A 22574-nucleotide genomic window follows, 5' to 3' on the forward strand; every position below is an offset into this window, starting at 1 on the left:
CGGCTGGGTTTTTTGCGTTCAGAAAGAAAAAACACCCCTAGCCCTCTCTAACAACGTGGCCACCGCACGTCGTTCCCGAGTCACCACGCCGTCATTCCCGAGTGGGGGTATCGGGAATCCACCTTGACATTGACCTGCAGCAGCCCAAAACCCCAGGTCAACATGGATTCCCGCTAAGGGCCTGCGGGAATGACAAGAGCGGCTCGAAGGGCTGGGGCAAGTTATCGTCAGGCACTTATTAAGAAAAACCCCAGCTTCAGTTGAAGCTGGGGTTTTTTGTTGGTGCCTACCGCACCGTCATTCCCGAGTCACCACACCATTACTCCCGAGTGGGGGTATCGGGAATCCACCTTGACTTTGGCTTGCTGAAGCCCAAAACCCCAGGTCAACATGGATTCCCGCTGAGGGCCTGCGGGAATGACAAGAGCGGCTCGGAGGGCTGGGAGGAGTCATCGTTAGTTACTGATTCGAAAAAATCCCCTAGGGCTGGGGTTTTTCATACTTGAAAGTAAGTCATTCAATAGGGGACGTAGGAGAATAAATAGCAAAAAATACTTGCGAAGTTATTTACACACATAATCGCTTAACAATCCTTAAAACTTCACGCTATCTCTTCAGTAGACCCATGGAATTAAATACTTCACTATCAAGTATCTAGCAATAGCGTTTGTATCAGGGTGTGGGTCATTGTCAGAGTTTGTGGCAGTGGTAAGGGCGCCATAATAATGTTTCCTGACTGTTTCTAAAATCCTGATGGTAAACGACTTCGTTTAAAGACTCAGTTTAAAAATTTGAACTATACGCCATCGCTTGGGAGCAGGTGTTATGTCGGATTGGACATCGGGATACGTAGCAGATATTAATTATACCTATGGATATTACGCTGAGCTTAATCCTTTGCGCATTGCTTTAGGGTTTATCAATGCTGGCATTCGGCCGCCTAAAACTATTAATGCCTGTGAACTTGGATTTGGCCAGGGTATTAGCACCAATATTCATGCGGCCGCCTCACAAATAAATTGGTACGGGACCGATTTTAATCCCCATCAAGCGGCGTTTGCTCAGGAGTTGTCTTCTATTAGCGGTGCAGACGCTAAGCTGTACGATGATGCCTTTAGTGATTTTTGTCAGCGTGACAATTTGCCTGAGTTCGACTACATCGGTCTTCACGGTATATGGAGTTGGATTTCGGATGAAAACCGTGCGGTGATCGTTGATTTTATCCGACGAAAACTAAGAGTAGGAGGCGTGCTATATATCAGCTATAACACTCAGCCAGGTTGGGCGGCAATGGTACCAATGCGTGACTTGCTAGCGGAGTATGCTGATACTATGAGCGCCCAGGGAGCAGGCACCATTTCACGTATTGATGATGCCATTGCGTTTGCTGATAAGCTGGTCGCTGTGAACCCTGAGTATTGCAATGCTAACCCCCAGATAAAAAATCGTCTGGCTAAAATTAAGCAAGATAATAAAAACTATGTGGCCCACGAATACTTTAACCGTGATTGGGAGCCAATGGCATTTGCCAAAATGGCGCGTTGGTTAGAGCCAGCTAAAATGGACTGGGCTTGTAGTGCGAGATATGCAGATGCCATTGAGAGTATTCAGTTAACCAATGAGCAACAGGCCTTAATTAATAACATTCCTAACCCGCTATTTCGCCAGTCGGTGCGTGATTTTTGTGAGAATCGTCAATTTCGTACCGATTACTGGGTAAAAGGGGCACGCCGTTTAAGTGAGCTTGATAAAGATGAAATGTTAGGTGGTCTTCGTGTGATTATGGGAGTGCCACGTAAGGACGTACAGCTAAAAATCGCTGGGCGACTGGGTAACTTTGACTTGCCTAGCAATATTTATACGCCACTACTAGAGATGCTTTCATCCTATCAACCTGTATTTGTATCAGAGCTTTGGCAGGTTGCAGCAGAGCACGGGGTGGGGCGCTCTGCATTTAACAGTGCAATCGCCATACTTGCATCAAAAGGTATTATTTTGCCTGCCCAATCTGACGATGATATTGCTAAAGTAGCGTCCAAGACTGGTCAACTCAATCGTTTTTTAATGAGTCGGTCAAGAAGCACAACAGAGTTGAGTTATCTAGCAAGTCCTGTGACAGGAGGTGGTATTGCTGTCCCGCTTTTTCATCAGTTTTTCCTGCTTGCCTCGTTAGAGGGCGGCGATGATGCTAAAACGTTAGCTGCTTTTACGTGGCGTATTTTAGCGTCTCAAAACAAATGTCTGCTTAAAGAGGGTAAGCCAATTTCGGATGAGAATGAAAATTTGGTCGAGCTTGAGCGTCAGGCCAGAGATTTTCTAGATGAGCGGTTACCCATCTATCGAGCGTTAAAAATTATCTGATCAATGGCGCGTGTCACTATCATATGACATGTGTGTAGCGGTGGTTGTCGCTGCACACATGTCTTGAGGTTGAAGGCGGTTATCTTGCTTAGTTTTATGTCAAAATGTTGCTCTCACGGAGGAACGCTATGACACAGATGCAATGGGACCAGTTATTATCCCCTCAACGTCTTCACGATAAACGCCCTGGTAGTGTGCGTGAAGCGACTCATGAAATCGGTCGAAGCCCTTTTCATAAAGATCATGATCGTATTGTTTTCTCGGGTTCTTTTAGGCGTTTGGGGCGAAAAACGCAGGTTCATCCGCTGACAGAAAATGATCATATTCACACACGCTTAACTCACTCACTTGAAGTTGGCTGTGTTGGTCGTTCGCTAGGTATGATTGTCGGCGAGTTATTAAAGGATCGACTGCCTAGTTGGATTACACCCGCTGATTTAGGGGTGATCGTCCAAACGGCGTGTTTAGGACATGATATTGGTAATCCCCCTTTTGGCCATGCTGGTGAATATGCGATTCGTGATTGGTTTCAGCGTGCTCAAAAAAGTGGCTTGCTAGATGGTCTGTCTGACGCAGAGCGTGAAGACTTACTGACGTATGAAGGTAATGCCCAAGGCTTCCGTGTTATTACACAAATTGAATACAACCAGTTTAATGGTGGTATGCGGTTATCTGCCGCTACGTTAGGTACTCTACTTAAATATCCCTGGACGGTACGCTACAGCGGGCGTGCGGGTAAGTTTGGTTGCTACCAGTCTGAACAGGCGCTGTTAAAAGAAGTGGCTGAGGCTGTCGGGCTTCTTCCCCAGGGAGATCAACGCTGGTGTCGTCATCCGCTTGCCTGGCTTGTCGAAGCGGCAGATGATATCTGCTACGCCCTGCTTGATTTAGAAGATGGCTTAGAGATGGGGATTCTTCGCTATGAGGAAGTGGTTGAAATATTGCGCCAGATAGCCGGTGAATTTCCTCCAGAATACGCTGAGATGGAGAGGCGGAAAGTATCTCAGCGGCGTCGAATTGCGTTACTGCGCGGTGCTGCCATGGAGCGTGCAGTAAATGATGTGGGAGCTGTCTTTGTGCAGCATGAGCAAGCATTACTCAGCGGCACGTTAGGCCAGGATTTGTTAGAGCTGTGTCATCCTGATTTGGGATGGGGGGTTCAAGCTGCAAAGCAGTTGGCTCGTGAACGCATTTTTCAAAATGAGCGCAAAGCCAAGTTGGAAATTGGCGCCTACACAACGCTAGGAATTTTACTAGAAGCATTTATAGGTGCTGCTAATGAATTACATCACACAGGCCATAGCTCATTTAAACATCAACGTGTTTTGGCATTGATTGGTGAAAATACGCCACTGCAATCCTGGACGCTCTATGATAGCTATCGGCGTATGCTAGATTTTATTGGCGGTATGACCGATCACTATGCTGTCGATCTTGCACAAGAAATGGGCGGTCGCTTACGCGGTGATTAGTCTTTCAGACAGAGGGTTGGCGTAAGTGTTTGAGTTCCATAATACGTGCACGCTCAATTAATAAATGAATCACCTTATCGTGAATGGCATCGCTCATCTGGCCAGGGGTGAGTTCGGTTAGCTGACGGGCTAGCTGCTCACCGCTTACGACTAATATGTCGGGGGCGGCTTCGCTAGTGTCCACCTCCCAGCCTGGTAACACCAATACGCCTCGTACAGGCACGGGTATACCACAGCGACACTCTAACCACTGAGTCAACCAATTGACGCCCTGGCGCGTTTTATGAAGTGGACGGCGTTCTTGCCAATGAGGAAAACGCAGCCGCTCACGTTCAACGGCTACGCTATTAAGCTCTTTCCCATCGCTACCAATCGCTAATGCTCGGGCTCGCGTTTCTACCACGAAGACGCCGTGTGGTGTGACAACGACGTGGTCAATAGTAAAGCTATCAGTGGGAACATCGTGGAAGACATAGTAGGGGTGGGCTTCCGGCCTCACCATGCGCTCTAATTCCTGACCGACAGCTAGCTCGCAAGCTAAGCCAAGTTTAAGACGGCGGATACGCTGATAATCGCGGACAAGTAGCAGTGAAAACGCTAGCACTAATAGCGTGCTAAGTAAGCCATATAATGCCCACTCTACCCAGTCCTGTTTTTCTACAAATAGCATACGCCCCATGCCGTACACGAGAGGGGCCAGGCTAATGATGGGGCCGAGCGCGCCGTTTAAAAAAAGGCTAGAAAAAGCTTGGTCGAGGCGATGACGCAGGGCCTGGCCTGGTTCACGTAAAGGAGCGTTAAAGGGAGACTGAACGCGCGCATCGTGGAGGCTACGCAATGCTAAAACAATGCCACCCATAGCCGCCATGGGAAATAGAAAAATGAGTGGAAGCAGGTATTCTAGCCAATTCATTGCAGTGCCTTGCCCTTAGCGCGCGGTCTCAAGACAGAGCGCTATCACAGAGGTGTATCAGCCACCTGCTAATTTAACGTGGTAGCCTAATGAGGTTAGTGCATGTTGCAGTGTTTCTCGGTGATCGCCTTGAATCTCGATAATGCCATCTTTTACTGCACCCCCAGTACCGCAGCGTTTCTTCAATGTTTTAGCAAGCGCCTTCAACTCCGTGGTGGGGAGCGGTATACCGCTAATAGTAGTCACGCCTTTTCCCTTGCGACCACTGGTTTCACGCCGGATCCGCACAATGCCGTCTAAATCAGCAATGCGTGCTTGCTCACTGGTATCTTCACAGCGGCAGTGATCGATAGACTCACGGCAGCTAGGGCAAGTTTTGCCTTGTTCTGTTGAGTACACAAGGCCGCCGAGCTGGTCACGTAATGAAGCCATACTTATTTCTCTATTGAATGTTGAGGCATTGGCATTTGCCACTTTTCATGAGTAAGGCGCTCAACAACTGCAGGCAATTGGTACATGTTGCTGATCATAATAGCGCCTTCAGGCGTAGTTTCAGCATCTGGATAGCGGTTTAAGTGAATAACCGTCATGCCAGCTTGAAGGGCTGCTCTAATACCCACAAGGGCATCATCAATGGCAATGCAGTCTTTTGCTGCAAAACCCATGATACTAGCTGCATGGAGGTGAAGACAGGGTTCGGGTTTCCAACAGTTAGCGGTATAGCCGCTAAACAAGCGTTTACCAAAGTAGTCGGCTAGGCCGGTGGCCTTTAAAGCCGTATGAATTTTACTTTCTGGACCATTGGATACCACGGCACTTGGATAATGACGCAATACCTCAAGGGATTCACGTGCGCCAGGAATTGCCTCTAGTTCACTTGTTAGCCGATTAGCTAGGCTAGTGCGCATCGTCTGTTCCATGCTAGCTAATTGATCTTCATCGACATTACCATAGCGTTGCTGTAACTCTGCCACAATTCGTCGAAAGCGAGCACCTCGAAATTCCCCCAGATAATCGGTGGATTTGAAAGGTAAGCCTACCGAATTGAGCCCAATAGCCATTTCTTCAGCTAAAAGTGGTTCACTATTGACGAGGGTGCCATCACAGTCAAACAGCAAAAGTGGAAGCGGCATTGTCATTCCTTGCAGCGTCTTACGCGCTACCCGTGTTAGTTTAAGCCGACATCTGCTATTGAACGAGATTCCTCGCTCTTTGTGAACACTGTTTGATAATTTTTTATAGGTTTATGCCAAATTGCTTTGGTTAATGACTGACTAATGCATCTATTGCTTAGGATAAGAATGGCTTTTTAAAGCGACAACACTGGTAGCAGGACGTGTTTAGACTAAGCTGAGATAACCACAAAAAAAGGAGAGCCTTGATGCGATTTACACCTTGGGTGTTTTCAATTGCTTTTTGCACATCCCTACTGATGTCAGTGCAAGCACAAGCCGAAACGTCAGATTCAGATGATACGCAGCATGAGGCGTTAGATGACGCGGCATTAGAGGAAAAGTACGGTATTGAGGCAGGCGCACTTCAGCGCGATGAACCCGCTACCAACGACGCCGCGAACAACCGCGACGCTGAAAGTAACGATAGTGATGAAGAAGACACTGAGGGAGGCACTGGAGGCACCGGTAGTGCTGAAGATGCCATCGAAAACGGTGAGAGTGAGCAGAAGAGTAACAACGATAACGGCTAATACGATTAGCGTGATAAGCGTCGTGAATTAGCGCTGCTACGGCGGTGGTAGGGCTTCATGGCTTTTTGGCTAGTCACCCACCAAGGTGCATACTGACCGCTCATTGCATTTATTAATGTTTTTTGCATAACAAGGCCTGCTTCTGCGCTGGCCTCCATTTTTTCGCTCACCATACGTTGGTTTTCACGCATCATGGAGGGGCTAAAAAATGGCTGTGTTTGCCACATTTGTTGGCGCATAGCGATCGTAGTGAGCGAGGAACTCCATAGCTCAAATGCCATTAACCCCGCTTTCCATATATCAAACATGGCCAGTGGAGCCGCCGATGTCGTTATAGAAGAGTGCTTCATAGTGGGGTACCTGTTAGGAAATAGTTAGCTACGCTCCTCTAGTAATAGCACATATATGCTGCGTTGCAACAAAATAAGGCGGCCGATTAGGCCGCCTTATGGGTGCTACAAAAACGAAAGTTACTTCACTTTGGGGTCTAGCTCACCACGCTCGTAACGCTGGAACATAACTTCCAGGTTAATAGGTTTGATTTTACTCGCATTACCGGCGGTACCGAAGGCTTCATAGCGTGCAATGCATAGGTCACGCATGGCCGTCACGGTTTCTTTAAGGAATTTACGTGGGTCGAACTCTGAAGGGTTCTGAGCCATAAAGCGGCGTACTGCACCCGTAGAAGCAAGGCGTAAATCGGTGTCGATATTGACCTTGCGAACGCCGTGCTTAATGCCCTCAATGATCTCTTCGACCGGTACGCCGTAAGTTTCTGGAATTTGACCGCCATACTGGTTAATCACTTCCAGCCATTCCTGGGGCACAGATGAAGAGCCATGCATTACCAGGTGGGTATCGGGAATACGCGCATGAATTTCTTTAATGCGCTGAATTGAAAGCGTATCACCGGTGGGTGGCTTAGTGAATTTATAGGCACCGTGGCTGGTGCCAATGGCGATCGCTAGCGCATCGACGTGGGTCGCTTTGACAAATTCTGCGGCTTCTTCAGGATCGGTGAGCATCTGCTCCATATCCAGTTTGCCTTCGGCACCGATGCCGTCTTCCTCACCGGCCATGCCCGTTTCTAAGCTGCCCAGGCAGCCCAGCTCACCTTCTACAGAAACACCACAAGCATGTGCCATTTCCACGGCACGGCGGGTGACATCAACGTTGTAGTCGTAGTCCATTGGTGTTTTGCCATCTTCACCCAGTGAACCATCCATCATCACTGAGGAGAAGCCAAGCTGAATAGAGCGCTGACAAACGGCAGGACTAGTACCGTGGTCTTGATGCATCACGACAGGGATATGCGGGAATTCCTCTACGGCTGCCAAGATGAGATGGCGCAGAAAGGGTGCACCGGCATATTTGCGCGCGCCAGCAGAGGCTTGCACGATAACTGGCGAGTCGGTGGCGTCCGCTGCTTCCATAATGGCGCGCATCTGCTCAAGGTTATTAACGTTAAATGCTGGAATGCCGTAGCCATATTCGGCAGCGTGGTCGAGCATTTGGCGCATGCTAATCAAAGCCATGAGGTCACCTTATCTATATTGTCAAAATTGGGTTGTCTGTGTGAACGAGTGCAGTGAGCGTACTGGTTCACCTCGCTGGGTATTAACCGCGCTGCGCGGCCGCTTCTAAAGCAGCAACCGCAGGCAGCTGTTTGCCTTCAACGTATTCAAGAAATGCGCCACCGCCGGTCGAGATATAGGAAACGCGGTCAGCAATAGCGTATTTATCAATCGCCGCTAACGTATCACCGCCCCCAGCGATTGAGAAAGCGTTGCTGTCGGCAATGGCGAGGGAAAGTACTTCCGTTCCTTTGCCAAATTGATCAATCTCAAAGACGCCAACGGGGCCATTCCACAAAATAGTTCCTGCGTTTTTCAGCAGGCTAGCGAGATGGTTAGCGGTTTCGGGACCGATATCCAGGATCATTTCATCATCAGCGACTTGGTCAACTGGCTTGACGATGGCGTCAGCCGATTCAGAAAATTCGGTGGCGACGACGACGTCAGTGGGCAACGGAATGGCCACTTTGTCCATCAATGCTTTTGCCTGGCCGATTAAATCTGCTTCGTAGAGCGATTTGCCGACATTATAGCCTGCTGCCGCGATAAACGTATTGGCGATACCGCCACCGACAATGAGCTGATCGCATTTGTCAGAAAGGGCTGTGAGTACATCTAGCTTGGTAGATACTTTAGAGCCGCCGACAATTGCTGTCATAGGACGAGCAGGGGTCGCCAATGCTTTTTTAAGCGCCTCGAGCTCTTGGGCAAGCAGCGGGCCTGCACACGCCTGCGGGGCAAAGCGTGCAACGCCATGTGTAGAGGCCTGTGCACGGTGAGCGGTGCCAAAGGCATCCATTACAAAAACGTCGCATAGTGCTGCATACTGCTTGGAAAGCTGCTCGTCGTCTTTTTTCTCACCAATGTTAAAACGCACGTTTTCTAACAGCACAACATCGCCGTTAGCTAACGTTGGTGCTGTATCGAGATAATCTTTGATTAAGGCAACGGGGTGGCCTAGTAATTCGGTTAAGCGCTCTGCGACAGGAGCTAGTGAAAATTCGTCAGCAGGCTCACCTTCAGTGGGGCGGCCTAAGTGGCTCATGAGCATCACTTTCGCACCTGCTTGAGCTGCTGCCTGAATGGTGGGCAGCGCCGCGCGAAGACGGGCGTCACTGGAAACACGGCCATGTTTGATTGGCACGTTAAGGTCTTCACGAATCAGTACACGCTGCCCTTCCAGGGGCAGGTCGGTCATTTTTTGCACGTTCATGTGAGCGGTTTCCTCGTGTTCAAGCAGATAAAAAGTCGTGGTACAGGCCCAGGCCTAGCGAGCATCGTTTGTGGAAAGCGATGCCAGCCGTTGGGTGATATCCAGCATACGATTGGCAAAGCCCCATTCATTGTCAAACCAGCACAGCAGCTTAATTAAGCGTGCTCCTGCGACCCGTGTTTGCGTGGCGTCTAGGATGCCAGAGCGGGGGTCATGATTAAAATCTATCGATGCCATGGGGGCTTCGGTATAGCCCAATACGCCAGCTAAGCGTTGCTGGCTGGCACTGCGTAGTAATTCGTTAACGTGCTCGGCGTGGGTATCGGTGCGAACCGTCAATGCTACATCCATCGCTGATACATTAATGGTAGGTACGCGCACGTGTAGGCATTCAAAGCGCCCTGCTAAGCTAGGCATCAAACGGCTTATACCAACAGCCAATCCTGTATCTACAGGGACAATTGATTGCATCGCCGAGCGTGTTAGACGCAGGTCTGTTTGATGGTAGGCATCAATGACCGGCTGATCGTTCATCGCTGAGTGGATGGTGGTGGTAACACCATGCTCAAGCCCTAAGGCTTCGTCTAGTACTGTCAGTAACGGCACCAGGCAGTTAGTGGTGCAGGAGGCTGCGGAAAGAATACGCTGGGAGAGCGCTAATTCATGCTCGTTGATGCCCCAGACAATGGTTGCATCCACATCGCTTTCTGCAGGTTGGGAAAACAGCATCCGCTTAGCCCCTGCTGTTAAGTGCTGCTCAGCCGTTGCTCGGTCTTTAAAACTGCCAGAGCACTCCAACACTAGGTCAACGCCCAACGCTGCCCAGGGCAGCGCTTGCGGGTCGCGCTCACAAAGCACCTGGATCCGCTGGCCATTAATCAGCAGCACTTCGCCATCATGATCCACCTCGCCCGGAAAACGACCATGGGTAGTGTCGTAGCGGGTAAGATAGGTGATGGTCGCAAGGTCAGAAAGCTCGTTGATAGCGACCACTTCAAGCTCAGGGAGGTTGCGTTCAACCAGGGCTCTTAGCACGCACTGACCAATGCGCCCGTAACCATTAATGGCAATACGATACTTTGAGGTTGCGTTAGCCATGTCGCGAAGCGGCTCTTAAGAAAATATGCGCGATGATAGCGTATTTCAGCTGGCGATGCTTATCAGCTGCCAGGCGAGTGGCAGTAGTAGCGCGGTAAAAATGCCCGTTAAGCTCATGCCCAGCGAGGCAAAAGCGCCCGCCGTCGGGCTTAGTTCAAAGGCACGCACAGTGCCAATAGCATGGCCATTAAGCCCCAGTGCGAAACCGATAATGCGCTCATCGTCTATTTTTAATAGCCGAGCCGAAATGCTAACGAAGGGGATGGTGATCACGCCAGTCACCAGCAAGGCGCCCATTAGCAGCGCCACGCTGCCACCTAGCTGTTCGGTAATGCCGATAGCGATGGGCGCGGTGACTGACTTAGCGGCAAGTGACGCCAAAATGGAAGGGCTGGCACCGAGCAACCACGCTATCGCCAAGGCATAGCAAGCGGCAAGCGACGCCGCTATCGGTAGGCAAAGCGTCAGCGGTCGCCATAGTTCGCGGATGCGCGGCAACTGTTGGTAAAGTGGCATACCTAAGGCAACCGTGGCCGGTCCCAATAAGATGGTTAGCCAAGCAGCGCCCTGTTGGTAAGTGTCGTAGGGTAAACCCAGCGCGGCTAGCGCGCCTGCCAGCAGCAGTGCGGCAATTAATATTGCCGGTAACCAGGAGGGATTGCGCAGACGTTTAAACAGCGCGCTGCCGAGCAAGTATGCCGCCAGTGTTAAGGCAACGGCAAAGAGCGGCGTTATGGTTAAAGTAGACAGCAAATTAGTGAGCATGGGAGCGTCCAATTAACCGCTTTAACACCCACAGCGTGGTGATAACACTTAGCAGTGTGCCCAATAGTAAGGCAAACAAAATAGCGAACCACTGGCCTGCCAACTCATCCAGAATAAAAAACACACCGACAACGCCGGGCATAATCAGCATGGCGAGAAGCGCAATAAGCGGTTGGGCAGCAGCGGCTAAACTTGAAGGCACACGTCCAAGAACGGTAAGGGTGGCGCATAGCAACAGCATACCAACCACCCCTGAAGAAAAAGGTAGGCCGGAGAAGTGGACCACCACTTCTCCGATTAACCAGTAGCTAATTAGCCATAGCAGACCATTTAGCGCGGGCATGGCAAAGCCCGCACTAGATCAGTCTGCGTGGCGTTAGCCCAACAGCTCATTAGCCTGTTTAACAATATTTTCAACCGTAAAGCCGAAATGTTTAAACAGCTCGCCAGCCGGTGCCGATTCGCCATAGGTGGTCATGCCGATAACACGACCATCTAAACCAACGTACTTATACCAGTAGTCGGCGTGACCCGCTTCGATTGCAATCCGTTTGGTGACTGCCTTAGGCAGTACACTTTCACGGTATTCCGCATCCTGGCCGTTAAAGCGGTAGGTTGACGGCATGGAAACCACGCGCACCGCTTTACCCTGCTGTTCCAGTTCTGCTGCTGCGTCCATGGCAAGTGATACTTCAGAGCCAGTGGCAATCAAGATCAGCTCGGGCGTGCCGTCGCTGTCTTTCAAAACGTAACCGCCGCACTGAATAGCAGCTAACTGCGCCTTGGTGCGTTGCTGGTGAGGCAGGTTCTGGCGCGAGAGCACCAACGCGGTGGGGCCAGAGTGGCGTTTCACTGCGGCATCCCAGGAAGCCGCAGTTTCAACGGCGTCACAGGGGCGCCATGTGTTCAGGTTAGGCGTTGTCCGCAGGCTGGTCAGCTGCTCAATCGGCTGGTGGGTGGGACCATCTTCGCCCAGGCCAATAGAGTCATGGGTAAATACGTAAATGGCTTGCTGGCCCATCAGTGCTGCCATACGCACGGCGTTACGCATGTATTCCATGAAAATCAGGAAAGTCGCGCCATAAGGAACGAAACCACCGTGAAGGGCGATACCATTCATCACCGCGCCCATGCCAAACTCACGTACCCCGTAGTGCAGGTAGTTGCCGCTAGCGTCTTCCGGAGTAATTGCTTTGGCGCCCTTCCAGAAGGTCAAGTTAGACGGCGCAAGATCAGCGCTACCGCCGAGCAGCTCGGGCATTTGCGGGCCGATAACATTTAACGCTTCAAAAGAGGCCTTGCGCGAGGCAATGCTTTCACCTTTCTCTTGAGCCTGCTCAATAAGAGCGGCGGTAGAAAGTTCTGCCGGTAGCTGCGCCTTCATGCGGCGTTCAAACTCTTTAGCTTCGCCTGGGTATGCTTCGGCATAACGGGCGAAGCGGGTATCCCACTCTTGCTGGCGGGTTTTGCCAGCGTTACGGGCATCCCAAGCAGAATAAATGGGCTCAGGGATATGGAACGGTGCGTGTTCCCAGCCGAGTTGCTTACGGGCGAGGGCAACTTCGTCGTCACCTAATGGTGCGCCGTGAGCCTCTTCTTTACCTTGTTTATTTGGTGCGCCAAAGCCAATGATAGTTTTGCAGATAATTAGGCTAGGTTTATCGCTGTGGCTCTTAGCTAATTCAATGGCCGCTTTGATCTCTTCCGGTTTATGGCCGTCGACGTTCGGCACCACGTGCCAGCCGTACGCTTCAAAGCGCTTGGCGGTGTCGTCGGTGAACCAGCCTTCAACCTCACCATCAATAGAGATGCCGTTGTCGTCATACAGGGCAATCAGCTTGCCAAGCTGCTGTGTACCCGCCAGCGACGCGGCTTCATGGGAAATGCCTTCCATCAAGCAGCCGTCACCCAGGAAGCACCAAGTGTGATGATCAACAATGGTGTGGCCAGGGCGGTTAAACTGCGCAGCTAGCGTTTTTTCAGCAATCGCAAAACCAACGGCGTTAGCAAAACCTTGGCCCAGTGGACCGGTAGTCGTTTCAATGCCAGGGGCGTAGCCAAATTCCGGATGACCAGCGGTGGGCGAGTGCAGCTGACGGAAGTTTTGCAGCTGTTCCAGGCTTAATTCATAGCCGCTTAGGTGCAGCAGAGAATAAAGCAGCATTGAACCGTGGCCATTAGACAACACGAACCGGTCGCGATCGGCCCACTTAGGGTCTTCGGGGTTGTGCTTGAGGTAGTCATTCCACAGCACCTCGGCAATATCAGCCATGCCCATGGGCGCGCCAGGGTGGCCAGATTTGGCCTTCTGAACAGCATCCATGGAAAGGGCGCGAATGGCATTGGCCAGCTCAAAACGGGACGGCATGGGGGTGCTCCTCGCCTGAAAACGGAAATAATAAAGATGCTATTGTCGCTGACTTCCCCGGCGGCGGCAAATTCTGGGGTCACGTTCTGGGAAGAATCCCCAACAGCGTGTAGACTCTGCCTCCCGAAGTGGTCGCCAAAACAAGTAGCACCGCTTCTTTATATGGGCAGGGAACCTCCTGCCGTGATTTCCTGCTGATGCTGCGGTCACTATGCAGCCGTCATACAGAGGGTCGAGTGCGCGATGAGCGAATATTCCCTGTTTACCTCCGAGTCTGTCTCGGAAGGCCATCCCGATAAGATTGCCGACCAGATTTCCGACGCGGTTCTAGATGCCATTATCGCCCGAGATAAACAGGCCCGCGTTGCCTGTGAAACCATGGTGAAAACGGGCGTTGCCATTATTGCCGGTGAGATCACCACCTCTGCGTGGGTTGACCTGGAAGCGCTGGTGCGTGATGTGATCACCGATATTGGTTACACCTCGTCTCACGTCGGCTTTGATGGCGCAACCTGTGGGGTAATCAACCTGATCGGCAAGCAGAGCGTTGATATCGCTCAGGGCGTTGACCGTACCAAGCCCGAAGACCAGGGCGCTGGCGACCAGGGGTTGATGTTTGGCTACGCAACCAACGAAACCGACTCGTTCATGCCCGCGCCGATTCACTACTCGCACCGTTTGGTTGAGCGTCAGGCCGAGCTGCGCAAAAACAGTCTGTTGCCGTGGCTGCGCCCGGACGCCAAGAGCCAGGTTACCTTCCGGTATAATGCCGAAGGTCAGCCATGTGGCGTAGATGCCGTCGTGCTGTCTACCCAGCATGACCCAGAAATCGCTCAAGATGATCTGCGTAAAATGGTCAAGCGGGAGATCGTCGAGCAGGTGATTCCCGCTGAATGGCTTGATGAAAATACCCAGTACCACATTAACCCAACCGGTAAATTTGTTATTGGTGGCCCGGTGGGCGATTGTGGCCTAACAGGGCGTAAAATTATCGTCGATACCTACGGCGGTATGGCGCGTCATGGTGGCGGTGCTTTCTCGGGCAAAGACCCCTCTAAGGTTGACCGCAGCGCCGCTTACGCTGGCCGGTACGTGGCTAAAAACGTGGTGGCTTCAGGGCTTGCCGACAAGTGTGAAATTCAGGTTTCTTACGCCATCGGTGTTGCCGAGCCGACGTCGGTATCCATCGATACCTTTGGCACCGGTAAAATCGACGATACGAAAATCGTTGATTTAGTGCGCCAGCATTTTGATCTGCGTCCTTACGCGATTACCAAAATGCTCGACTTGTTACATCCTATGTACCGCCTTACGGCTGCCTATGGTCACTTCGGTCGTGCGCCATTTGAGCACAGCTACCACTGGACAGACGACAAAGGTCAAGTGCATACCGAAACCTTTACCGCCTTCCCATGGGAAAAAACCGACAAAGCCGACGCCCTGCGCCAGGCTGCTGGCCTATAAAAAGATATCTGACTGCCTTATATGCAGTTAAGACCGTGCCCCTTGGCCAATGCCAAGGGGCTTTTTTTTACGTTGAATGTTTATTTTCAGTCATGCGCTAAGGTCACTCTTCTCATCTGGCGTCTTGTTTAGTCGCCGCTAGTTAAAAGGAAAGCGCTATCACAAGGTGCTGAGAGGGCGTATGGATACCAACAGAAAAGCATGCAGACGATGGTTATTGATCACTGCTTTATTGAGACTCGTATTGGGAAGAGCAACGTTATTAAGCGTAGTGTTATTAAGTGCGGGCTTACTGAGTGTCACCTTATCCGCACAGGCCAGTGCGTGTCCTGATTGGCCCCGTGCACAGCTGGTGCAAGAGAGCCAAGCGTTAAGCGAGCGCATTGCACGTTGGGACAGTGCCTATCACGATCAGGGCGAATCGCTAATTGACGATGAGTTATACGATCAAGCAGTCGCTCGGTTAGCCAACTGGCAAGTCTGCCTGGGTGAAATGGCCCGGCAGCGACCACTAACCAGAGTAACCCGTAGCGATGGCACCTTAGATCACCCTGTCGCGCAAACGGGCTTAAATAAAGCCGATGATGACGGCGTGCGACGCTTTATCAGCCGCCGAGACGATCTTTGGATTCAGCCCAAGGTTGATGGTGTCGCGATAACGCTGCGCTACGAAGAAGGCGTGTTGGTCGAAGCGGTTAGCCGCGGTGATGGCGAGCGCGGGCAGAACTGGACGGCTCGTGTACAGCAGCTTCCTGCTGTGCCGAATAGGCTACCAACGCCGCTCTCAGCCGTATTCCAAGGTGAGCTTTACTGGACATTGGATAGCCATATTCAGTCACAGACTCCTTCCTCTGGCGCGCGGGGCGCTGTTGCTGGTGCTATGGCGCAGGCGTCGCCTACGCGCCAAACCCTTGTGCAAGTTGGGCTGTTTGTGTGGGATTGGCCTGATGGCCCCGCTGAGATGAGTGAAAGACTGAGTCACTTGACCGCATTAGGCTTTGATACCGCTGATTACACCCATCCGATTAATGACCGGCATGATGCTGCCGACTGGCGCGATAGATGGTTTAACGGGCCTCTGCCATTCGCCACCGACGGGGTGGTATTGAAACAGGCCAGACGCCCTGGCGTGCAGCGCTGGACTTCATCGCCACCGGAGTGGGCCGTGGCGTGGAAGTACCCTGCTCAGCAGGCGTTAGTTCAGGTGCGCGGCGTCGAGTTTCGCGTTGGCCGAACAGGGCGGGTGACCCCATTACTGTGGCTTTACCCAGTGACAATAGAAGGGCGACGCATCAGCCGTGTGTCGCTTGGGTCTTTGGAACGTTGGGAAGCGTGGGACGTGCGCCCGGGAGATCACGTCGCCATAACATTGGCAGGACTTACTATCCCCCAAGTAACAGAAGTGGTGTGGCAAACCCGTGAGCGGGCGCCGCTTGGTGTGCCCTCCCCAGAGCGCTATCACCTATTAAGTTGCTTTACGCTCACCACAGACTGCGACGCGCAGCTGCTGGCGCGGCTTAGTTTTTTAAGTGACCAGTTAACTATGCAGGGCGTTGGGGAAGGTACCTGGCAAGCGCTTATGGAGGCAGGTGTTGTGACTGAACTTCTGGGCTGGCTGGCAGCCACGCCGGAACAGCTTCAGCGGGCACACGGCGTGGGCGACGTTCGTGCAGTAGCGCTTGCTGCCCAGTTTGAGGCTGCAAAGACGGCCTCCTATGCTCAATGGTTAACGGCGCTGGGAGTGCCGCCTGGTGGCAGCGCTCAGCTAGGGGAGTGGGATACTTTGGCAGGCTATACACACACCGATTGGCAGGCTGAACCCGGCGTTGGTCCTCTACGTGCTGACGCGCTGGTGGCATTTTTCAGCCATCCAGACGTGCAGCGGTTGGCTGCTCAGCTTAAACAGGCGGGTGTCGAGGGCTTTTAACTTAATTAGAAGCTTCCAAGCCCGGTAAGGCGCAGCATGACGTGCAGATAGAAAGGAATTAGCAGAGGCGCTAGTAGCGTGGTGGTAAGCACCGCCAGTGCTCCTTTCTGGGGCTGAATGCCCAGCTCCATCGCCACGACCACCACGTTAGAGGCCATAGGCACCACGCCTAGCAGTAGCAATGCCATACCGAGTTCTGGCGTAAGCGTCCCTAGGGATTGAAGTAATAGAACGGCGATTAGCATCACTAACGGCCAAAGTAGATACCGTAAGCCCACGCAGGTGGCAACAAAGCGGGAGTCCCAGGCAGCTAGCGTTACTTGGCTAAGCGTCATGCCAATAATCATCATGCCTAGCAGGGTGTAAGTGGCGGGGAAAACCTCAAGCGAGTTCATCAGGGCGCTGGGAAGGGTCACGTCGAGTGCGCTCAGTAGCAGTGCAGACAAAAACGCATAAATCAGTGGCAGTCGAGAAATTTTGATTAGACTTTGGCGCACGGAAAAGTGGCCGCGGGCACTCAAGTAAAATCCCACCGTAAACTCGTAGAGATTAATTCCCAGCATGCAGAACAGATACAGCGTGACACCCTCTGGTGGCAGTAAAATCAGCGCCACGGGCAGACCAAAGTAACCGGTGTTGCCTGTTCCAGAGGAGAACGCTAACAGCGCCCCTTCCTGAGGCCCAAAGCGGTGTTGGGTAAACCAGCGGACAGCCAGCGCCATAGCACTCACTAGGATGAACAGCGCCAGCGTTAACAGCAGATAACCCGCCGTGGGGCCACCGTTCATCAATGCGCGGAAAATGGTTAGCGGTGCAATCAAGTACACTAGTAGCGTGGCGATGGGACGCGGGTCGATCGTTAAACGTCGTGCAGCGATCCACCCCAACCCTACAAACCCTAATAACATTACTAGTGGCCCCATTAAGGCGCTTGGTGCTAAATCCATTTCTGAATCCTAATCGTTAGATGATGGCGCTGTTATTTAAATAGCCCAGTAGTTGCCTAAGTAACCCAGTAGTTTTGTAAATAGCTAACATGAGCCGAATTAAAGGCCGATCGTGAAATCTTTCATTAGCTCCAACACGGTAGAAAGAGGAGAATAACTTAAATTATCACGATGTTAACGCTTTGCGAGGAAGTCCCATGAGCAGTCAAGAGCACCCGTTAGGTATTAGCTTTGAATTTTTCCCGCCCAATACCGATGCAGGAAAAGAGAAGTTAATACACGTACGCGATGAACTGGCCGCTCGAAAGCCGCGCTTTTTCTCGGTCACTTATGGTGCCGGTGGTTCTACCCAAGCGCGTACACGCGATATCGTGCGCACCGTTAGCCAGAGCGGAATCACTACCGCGCCACACCTTTCCTGCATTGGCAGTGAAAAAGCCCAGCTGCGCGACCTGCTGGCGCAGTACCGTGAAGAGGGCGTAGACAGCTTAGTGGCGCTACGTGGGGACATGCCATCAGGCATGGCAAGCATCGGCGAACTGCGTTACGCCAATGAGCTCGTTGAGTTTATCCGTACAGAGACAGGCGACCATTTTGAAATCGCGGTAGCTGCCTACCCAGAGTCTCATCCACAGGCACCGAGCCTTGATAAGGATATGGAAAACTTTGCTCGTAAGATGAAGGCTGGCGCCAATATGGCAATTACTCAGTACTTCTTCACTGCAGATGCTTACTTTCACTTTGTTGAAAAAGCACGGGCGCTCGGTGTGGAGCAGCCGATTATTCCAGGCATTATGCCGATTACTAACTACACCAAATTGGCGCGTTTTTCAGACGCTTGCGGCGCAGAAATTCCCCGTTGGATTCGTAAGCAGCTAGAAGCCTATGGTGATGACAGCGAAGCTATTGCCGCCTTTGGTACGGAGGTTGTTAGTCGTTTGTGTGAGCGGTTACTTGATGGTGGTGCGCCGGGCTTACACTTTTACACACTCAACCAGGCAGCACCGGTGCTAAAAATTGTTGATAACCTGAGAGGCTAGTGTTCTCTTAAAGAAATTGGCCTGGTGAACAAGAAGAACGCCCACTCGATAGCACTCGAGCGGGCGTTTTTGTTGGGCTTAACTGCTAATGGTTAAGTGAAAAGCGGGCGCCGTTACGTGGCACTGGGTGTCGCCTTATTGCCATACTGCTTACGCTGCATAATGAACAGCGCTCCGCCAATGGCCAGGCCAGCAATATCACTGTAGATGCCGCCGTAAATCATGAACATAGCGCCAACCAGCATAACCACACGCTGCAAGGTGTTTACCGGCCCAAAGAACCATGCTTGCACCATGCCTGAAAGCAAGATGATCCCTAGTGTTGCGGTCACACCGACACGAAGTATCTGCATTGCAGAACCTTCCATCAGCATGGCTGGGCTGTAGAAGAACATAAACGGCACGATAAACGCAGCAAGACCAATTTTGAACGAAGCGACCGATGTACCCATGGGGTTATCCCCAGAAATACCGGCGGCGGCGTAAGAGGCTAACGCCACTGGCGGCGTAATAGCGGATACAACCGCAAAATAGAACACGAAGAAGTGTGCTACGAGAGGCTCGATGCCAATATTGATAAGGCCGGGAGCCACTACTGATGCGGCTACCGCGTACGCTGCCGTCGTAGGCATACCCATGCCAAGCAGAATACTGATCAACATCGCAAAGACCAATGCCAATAATTGGCTAACTCCGGCAAGGCCTAACAGCAGTGAAGAGAAACGCGCGCCAACACCAGTCAGTGAAATGACACCAACAATGAGGCCCGCACAAGCACATACGGCGATGATCTGAATCGACATAGTGCCCGCTAGTTGGAGTGCGCGCAAAATAGCCCGGATGCCCATTTTATTGGGCGAGATCCAGCTGACAACTGCCGCTGAGGCTGTCGCTAGTGTACCGGCACGAATGACGGAGTAGCCCATAAAGAGAGCGACAATAAGAATGATAATAGGCGCAAATAGGTAGACTTGTTTAACCAATTTAGAGAATAGCGGAATTTCATCTTTACGCATGCCGCGCATGCCTTTACGTGCCGCTTCAAAATCCACCATAAAGTAGATAGAAGCAAAGTAAAGTATAGCCGGAATGACGGCTGCAATCGCAATTTCTGTATAAGGAATGCCCGTCACTTCCGCCATAATAAAGGCGCCCGCACCCATAATCGGCGGCATAATCTGCCCACCGGTAGATGCTGCTGCTTCAATAGCGCCAGCGCTACGCGCGGGGTAGCCTACTTTCTTCATTAGGGGGATGGTTAGCGAGCCAGTCGATACCACGTTACCCGCTGAGGTGCCGTTGATCATTCCCATCAAGCCAGAAGCAAAAATAGATACTTTCGCCGGGCCGCCACGGGCACGGCCAGCGGCTGCAAACGCAAAGTTGACGAAGTAATCACCTACTTTAGAAGCCTGTAAAAACGCCGCAAAAATAATAAACAAAATGATATAGGTGGATGACACCGCTGTTGTTGGGCCAAGAATGCCCGCATCGGTATAGACCTGACTAAAGAAGCGTTGAACAGACAGGCCTGGGTAGCCTAAAAATCCAGGTAAATACTGACCAGCAAAGACATAAACCAAGAAAACCGCTGAAATAACCACCAATGCTAAACCCGCTACGCGACGAGTAAGCTCTAGAATCAGCAGTGACCCCGCAATGGCCGCCCAGGAAATGCCGGGAGGAGCAAACGAAGTGCCTGTCGACATACGCATATTCGTATTAAAGGCCATTAATAAGTAAGCAGCGCTGGCGATAGCGCAGACCATTAGCACGAGGTCCGCAGGATTAAAGCGGTGGCGCGCCTGTCGATAGAACCAAGAAAGGACAATGGCAATTGCCGTGGTGGCAATGAGGGGATAGCCGTAATGCAGTGTCTCAATACTTGGATCGATGCGCATGGCACCGCCATTGAGGGTCTGCTGCATTAAAAATACGTGAACAAGTGAGTAAAGGGCAGGAGCGAGAAGTGCATAGCTGACCCATTTTAGCCAGGCAGGGGAAGCTTGCTGATCATCTTCAGCAAAGCGGGCACCGGCAAACAATCCGTAACCTAAAATTAGCGCACCCGCAATATGCACGATACGAAAAGACCAGGTTTCCATCGGGTACACATTGAGCGAAATCAGGTGGAAGCCTGAATAACCAATCGCCAGTGCGGCAAATAAAAAGAACTGCCAACCAACAAACAAGCGGCGATTGGATTCGAAAACTTCTTCATCGACACCCTCGGCGATTGACTCAGGTATCGATGAAGCAGTTTGGGCATCATCCTTGAGGCCGTTGGGGTCTTGATCGGTATTGTGACTCATTAGAGGTCACCCTCACAGCAAAAGCAGAAAAGAGGCGGTAGCGAACGCTGCCCCGTCCGGCCAGCGGAAAACGGGGCAGCGTAAGAAGGTGCTTGGCTTAGTTGATCATGTCATCAGCGATGTCGTAGCCATTCTCTTCGTACCAGCGTGCAGCGCCCGGATGGAAGGGCAGCACGTTGTTGTGGACGATATTTTCCGGAATGGTAGTTTCAGCACTACGGTGAACAGAGCGCATACGCTCATTGTTTTCCATTGTGGCTTTGGTGACTTCGTAGATAAAGTCTTCCGGCAGATCACAGCCTGCAATGGCGAAGTTCCACATAGACACAGCGCGTGCATCTTCTTCAAGCGTTGTGTAGGTGCTAGCCGGGATGGTGAACTCTGCAACCGGGAAGCTTTCTAGCACAGTGGCCATTTCTTCTTCGGTAAACTCGATGATATTCACATCGGTCTGTACTTCGAGTTGGCTAACGGCTGGGATCGGGATGCCCGCTGCGAAGGCGATAACATCCAGAAGACCGTCCTGTAGCTGGCCACCTAGGTCAGACCAACCGCCGTTACGGCGATCAAATTCTACGCCCAATGTTTCGAGAATAGCGGGGAAATAGGTGTCTGATGTGGAAGCTGCTGGGCCGAAACCGATACGTGCACCTGCAGGAATATCAGAAATGGATTCAATACCGGAGCTTGACAGTGCCGCAATGGAGAACGGTGTTTCATACATGGGGAACAGTGCACAAACATTGTCCATTTTCAGGCCAGGTGCCAGCGGGCTTTCCCCTTTAACAGCGTCGGAAGCGGGACCCATCGTCGTTAGGCCAAAGGCCATATCACCACTGTGTACGAGCGCTAAGTTTTGAGTCGGGCCACCGGTGACTTCGCCACCGCCTGACACATCCAGCTCATCAGCAATAAAGTTAGCCCAGCCTGAGCCATAAACGAAGTAGGTGCCGCCTTGGCTTGCGGTACCTACCGTGAAATTATTAGGCCAGTCGGAGCGGTCTGCATGGGCAGTTCCTGCGGCAAGCAAAGCACTACCGGCAACAAGAAGTGCGATAGTTTTAGGCATCGTATTGCGCATGGCGAGATTTCCTAAGCTGTTATTGGGATTATCGTCTGGCATGTATCAGTTCTGCCAGTGGCTTTATCGTTAAGCAGCTTATATAGAGCGATAGTCATGCCAGTTGAAAGCCTGGTTTTTAAAATCAGTAGCTTAAAATTTTCTTATTCAACTTTGGTTGAAATAGGAATAGCACGAAGTGTCTGGGGTTTCGCACACTGCTTGCTATTTGATGTGTGGTTTTTCGCACACTTTGAGGAGTGAGGAGTGAGGAGTGAGGAGTGAGGAGTGAGGAGTGAGGAGTTGAAGGCCTCCAACGTGGTGGAGGCTTAAATTAAAAGCGATGGCATAATGC

General features: G+C 51.6%; 19 protein-coding genes. 6 read left to right on the forward strand and 13 right to left on the reverse strand.

Features of this window, described 5'->3' with window-relative positions; genetic code table 11:
* Positions 1 to 825 precede the first annotated feature (825 nt).
* Entirely contained in the window at positions 826 to 2361 is a 1536-nt protein-coding gene (locus CR46_RS0115740; RefSeq protein ID WP_030074309.1) for a class I SAM-dependent methyltransferase, read from the forward strand.
* Positions 2362 to 2489: 128 nt separating this feature from the next.
* Complete coding sequence (locus CR46_RS0115745; RefSeq protein ID WP_030074310.1) at positions 2490 to 3833, forward strand: deoxyguanosinetriphosphate triphosphohydrolase; 1344 nt, start codon at positions 2490 to 2492, stop codon at positions 3831 to 3833.
* 4 nt (positions 3834 to 3837) lie between these two features.
* On the opposite strand, the gene CR46_RS0115750 is transcribed toward CR46_RS0115745, so the two are convergent.
* Genes CR46_RS0115750 through CR46_RS0115760 form a run of 3 tightly spaced genes read right to left on the reverse strand, consistent with a single transcriptional unit; the run spans position 3838 to position 5879 of the window.
* Positions 3838 to 4746, reverse strand: a complete 909-nt coding sequence (locus CR46_RS0115750; RefSeq protein WP_030074311.1) for a nuclease-related domain-containing protein — start codon at positions 4744 to 4746, stop codon at positions 3838 to 3840.
* 57 nt (positions 4747 to 4803) lie between these two features.
* Positions 4804 to 5178, reverse strand: a complete 375-nt coding sequence (locus tag CR46_RS0115755; protein ID WP_030074312.1) for a translation initiation factor Sui1 — start codon at positions 5176 to 5178, stop codon at positions 4804 to 4806.
* Between the two features lie 2 nt (positions 5179 to 5180).
* Complete coding sequence (locus tag CR46_RS0115760) at positions 5181 to 5879, reverse strand: HAD family hydrolase (protein WP_030074313.1); 699 nt, start codon at positions 5877 to 5879, stop codon at positions 5181 to 5183.
* A gap of 248 nt (positions 5880 to 6127) precedes the next feature.
* On the opposite strand from CR46_RS0115760, the gene CR46_RS0115765 reads away from it, so the two are divergent.
* A complete protein-coding gene (locus CR46_RS0115765; protein WP_030074314.1) occupies positions 6128 to 6451 on the forward strand; it encodes a hypothetical protein in 324 nt (107 codons plus the stop codon).
* 5 nt (positions 6452 to 6456) lie between these two features.
* Here the strand turns inward: CR46_RS0115765 and CR46_RS0115770 are convergent, their stop codons facing one another.
* From CR46_RS0115770 to tkt, 7 genes are all read right to left on the reverse strand, one after another.
* Positions 6457 to 6801, reverse strand: coding sequence for a hypothetical protein (locus CR46_RS0115770; protein WP_030074315.1), 345 nt, complete (start codon positions 6799 to 6801; stop codon positions 6457 to 6459).
* Positions 6802 to 6921: 120 nt separating this feature from the next.
* Positions 6922 to 7986, reverse strand: a complete 1065-nt coding sequence (gene fba, locus CR46_RS0115775) for a class II fructose-bisphosphate aldolase (RefSeq protein WP_030074316.1) — start codon at positions 7984 to 7986, stop codon at positions 6922 to 6924.
* A gap of 82 nt (positions 7987 to 8068) precedes the next feature.
* Positions 8069 to 9238 carry a phosphoglycerate kinase gene (locus CR46_RS0115780; protein WP_030074317.1) on the reverse strand — a complete coding sequence of 390 codons (1170 nt, stop codon included), beginning with the start codon at positions 9236 to 9238 and terminating at the stop codon, positions 8069 to 8071.
* Positions 9239 to 9292: 54 nt separating this feature from the next.
* Entirely contained in the window at positions 9293 to 10336 is a 1044-nt protein-coding gene (locus tag CR46_RS0115785) for a type I glyceraldehyde-3-phosphate dehydrogenase (RefSeq protein ID WP_030074318.1), read from the reverse strand.
* A 45-nt stretch (positions 10337 to 10381) separates the two neighbouring features.
* On the reverse strand, positions 10382 to 11101 hold the full coding sequence (locus tag CR46_RS0115790) for an LrgB family protein (protein WP_030074319.1): 720 nt from the start codon (positions 11099 to 11101) through the stop codon (positions 10382 to 10384).
* Positions 11091 to 11444 (reverse strand): CidA/LrgA family protein, encoded by a 354-nt coding sequence (locus tag CR46_RS0115795; RefSeq protein ID WP_030074320.1) that lies wholly within the window; start codon positions 11442 to 11444, stop codon positions 11091 to 11093. Before CR46_RS0115795 ends, CR46_RS0115790 begins: the two co-directional genes overlap by 11 nt.
* Before the next feature lie 33 nt (positions 11445 to 11477).
* On the reverse strand, positions 11478 to 13469 hold the full coding sequence (gene tkt, locus CR46_RS0115800; RefSeq protein ID WP_030074321.1) for a transketolase: 1992 nt from the start codon (positions 13467 to 13469) through the stop codon (positions 11478 to 11480).
* A 243-nt stretch (positions 13470 to 13712) separates the two neighbouring features.
* Between tkt and metK the strand changes: the two genes are divergently transcribed.
* Complete coding sequence (gene metK / locus CR46_RS0115805; RefSeq protein WP_030074322.1) at positions 13713 to 14933, forward strand: methionine adenosyltransferase; 1221 nt, start codon at positions 13713 to 13715, stop codon at positions 14931 to 14933.
* Between the two features lie 181 nt (positions 14934 to 15114).
* Entirely contained in the window at positions 15115 to 16860 is a 1746-nt protein-coding gene (ligB, locus tag CR46_RS0115810; protein ID WP_084180513.1) for an NAD-dependent DNA ligase LigB, read from the forward strand.
* 5 nt (positions 16861 to 16865) lie between these two features.
* Here ligB and CR46_RS0115815 read toward each other — a convergent pair whose 3' ends face one another.
* Complete coding sequence (locus CR46_RS0115815; protein WP_030074324.1) at positions 16866 to 17807, reverse strand: AEC family transporter; 942 nt, start codon at positions 17805 to 17807, stop codon at positions 16866 to 16868.
* Between the two features lie 197 nt (positions 17808 to 18004).
* Between CR46_RS0115815 and metF the strand changes: the two genes are divergently transcribed.
* The gene (metF, locus tag CR46_RS0115820) at positions 18005 to 18847 is read left to right on the forward strand and encodes a methylenetetrahydrofolate reductase [NAD(P)H] (protein WP_030074325.1); all 843 of its coding nucleotides are present in this window, start codon (positions 18005 to 18007) and stop codon (positions 18845 to 18847) included.
* Between the two features lie 113 nt (positions 18848 to 18960).
* On the opposite strand, the gene CR46_RS0115825 is transcribed toward metF, so the two are convergent.
* Positions 18961 to 21159, reverse strand: coding sequence for a TRAP transporter permease (locus CR46_RS0115825; protein ID WP_030074326.1), 2199 nt, complete (start codon positions 21157 to 21159; stop codon positions 18961 to 18963).
* A gap of 97 nt (positions 21160 to 21256) precedes the next feature.
* Positions 21257 to 22240 (reverse strand): TAXI family TRAP transporter solute-binding subunit, encoded by a 984-nt coding sequence (locus CR46_RS0115830; RefSeq protein WP_030074327.1) that lies wholly within the window; start codon positions 22238 to 22240, stop codon positions 21257 to 21259.
* Between the last annotated feature and the right edge of the window lie 334 nt (positions 22241 to 22574).

It is taken from the genome of Vreelandella neptunia, assembly GCF_000712975.1.
In the GTDB taxonomy this organism is placed as follows: Bacteria; Pseudomonadota; Gammaproteobacteria; order Pseudomonadales; family Halomonadaceae; genus Vreelandella; species Vreelandella qaidamensis.

Coding starts and splice junctions, on each gene's coding strand:
- CR46_RS0115740 (WP_030074309.1), top strand. CDS start 826: ATGTCGGATTGGACATCGGGATACGTAGCAGATATTAATTATACCTAT.
- CR46_RS0115745 (WP_030074310.1), top strand. CDS start 2,490: ATGACACAGATGCAATGGGACCAGTTATTATCCCCTCAACGTCTTCAC.
- CR46_RS0115750 (WP_030074311.1), bottom strand. CDS start 4,746: ATGAATTGGCTAGAATACCTGCTTCCACTCATTTTTCTATTTCCCATG.
- CR46_RS0115755 (WP_030074312.1), bottom strand. CDS start 5,178: ATGGCTTCATTACGTGACCAGCTCGGCGGCCTTGTGTACTCAACAGAA.
- CR46_RS0115760 (WP_030074313.1), bottom strand. CDS start 5,879: ATGCCGCTTCCACTTTTGCTGTTTGACTGTGATGGCACCCTCGTCAAT.
- CR46_RS0115765 (WP_030074314.1), top strand. CDS start 6,128: ATGCGATTTACACCTTGGGTGTTTTCAATTGCTTTTTGCACATCCCTA.
- CR46_RS0115770 (WP_030074315.1), bottom strand. CDS start 6,801: ATGAAGCACTCTTCTATAACGACATCGGCGGCTCCACTGGCCATGTTT.
- fba (WP_030074316.1), bottom strand. CDS start 7,986: ATGGCTTTGATTAGCATGCGCCAAATGCTCGACCACGCTGCCGAATAT.
- CR46_RS0115780 (WP_030074317.1), bottom strand. CDS start 9,238: ATGAACGTGCAAAAAATGACCGACCTGCCCCTGGAAGGGCAGCGTGTA.
- CR46_RS0115785 (WP_030074318.1), bottom strand. CDS start 10,336: ATGGCTAACGCAACCTCAAAGTATCGTATTGCCATTAATGGTTACGGG.
- CR46_RS0115790 (WP_030074319.1), bottom strand. CDS start 11,101: ATGCTCACTAATTTGCTGTCTACTTTAACCATAACGCCGCTCTTTGCC.
- CR46_RS0115795 (WP_030074320.1), bottom strand. CDS start 11,444: ATGCCCGCGCTAAATGGTCTGCTATGGCTAATTAGCTACTGGTTAATC.
- tkt (WP_030074321.1), bottom strand. CDS start 13,469: ATGCCGTCCCGTTTTGAGCTGGCCAATGCCATTCGCGCCCTTTCCATG.
- metK (WP_030074322.1), top strand. CDS start 13,713: ATGAGCGAATATTCCCTGTTTACCTCCGAGTCTGTCTCGGAAGGCCAT.
- ligB (WP_084180513.1), top strand. CDS start 15,115: ATGGATACCAACAGAAAAGCATGCAGACGATGGTTATTGATCACTGCT.
- CR46_RS0115815 (WP_030074324.1), bottom strand. CDS start 17,807: ATGGATTTAGCACCAAGCGCCTTAATGGGGCCACTAGTAATGTTATTA.
- metF (WP_030074325.1), top strand. CDS start 18,005: ATGAGCAGTCAAGAGCACCCGTTAGGTATTAGCTTTGAATTTTTCCCG.
- CR46_RS0115825 (WP_030074326.1), bottom strand. CDS start 21,159: ATGAGTCACAATACCGATCAAGACCCCAACGGCCTCAAGGATGATGCC.
- CR46_RS0115830 (WP_030074327.1), bottom strand. CDS start 22,240: ATGCGCAATACGATGCCTAAAACTATCGCACTTCTTGTTGCCGGTAGT.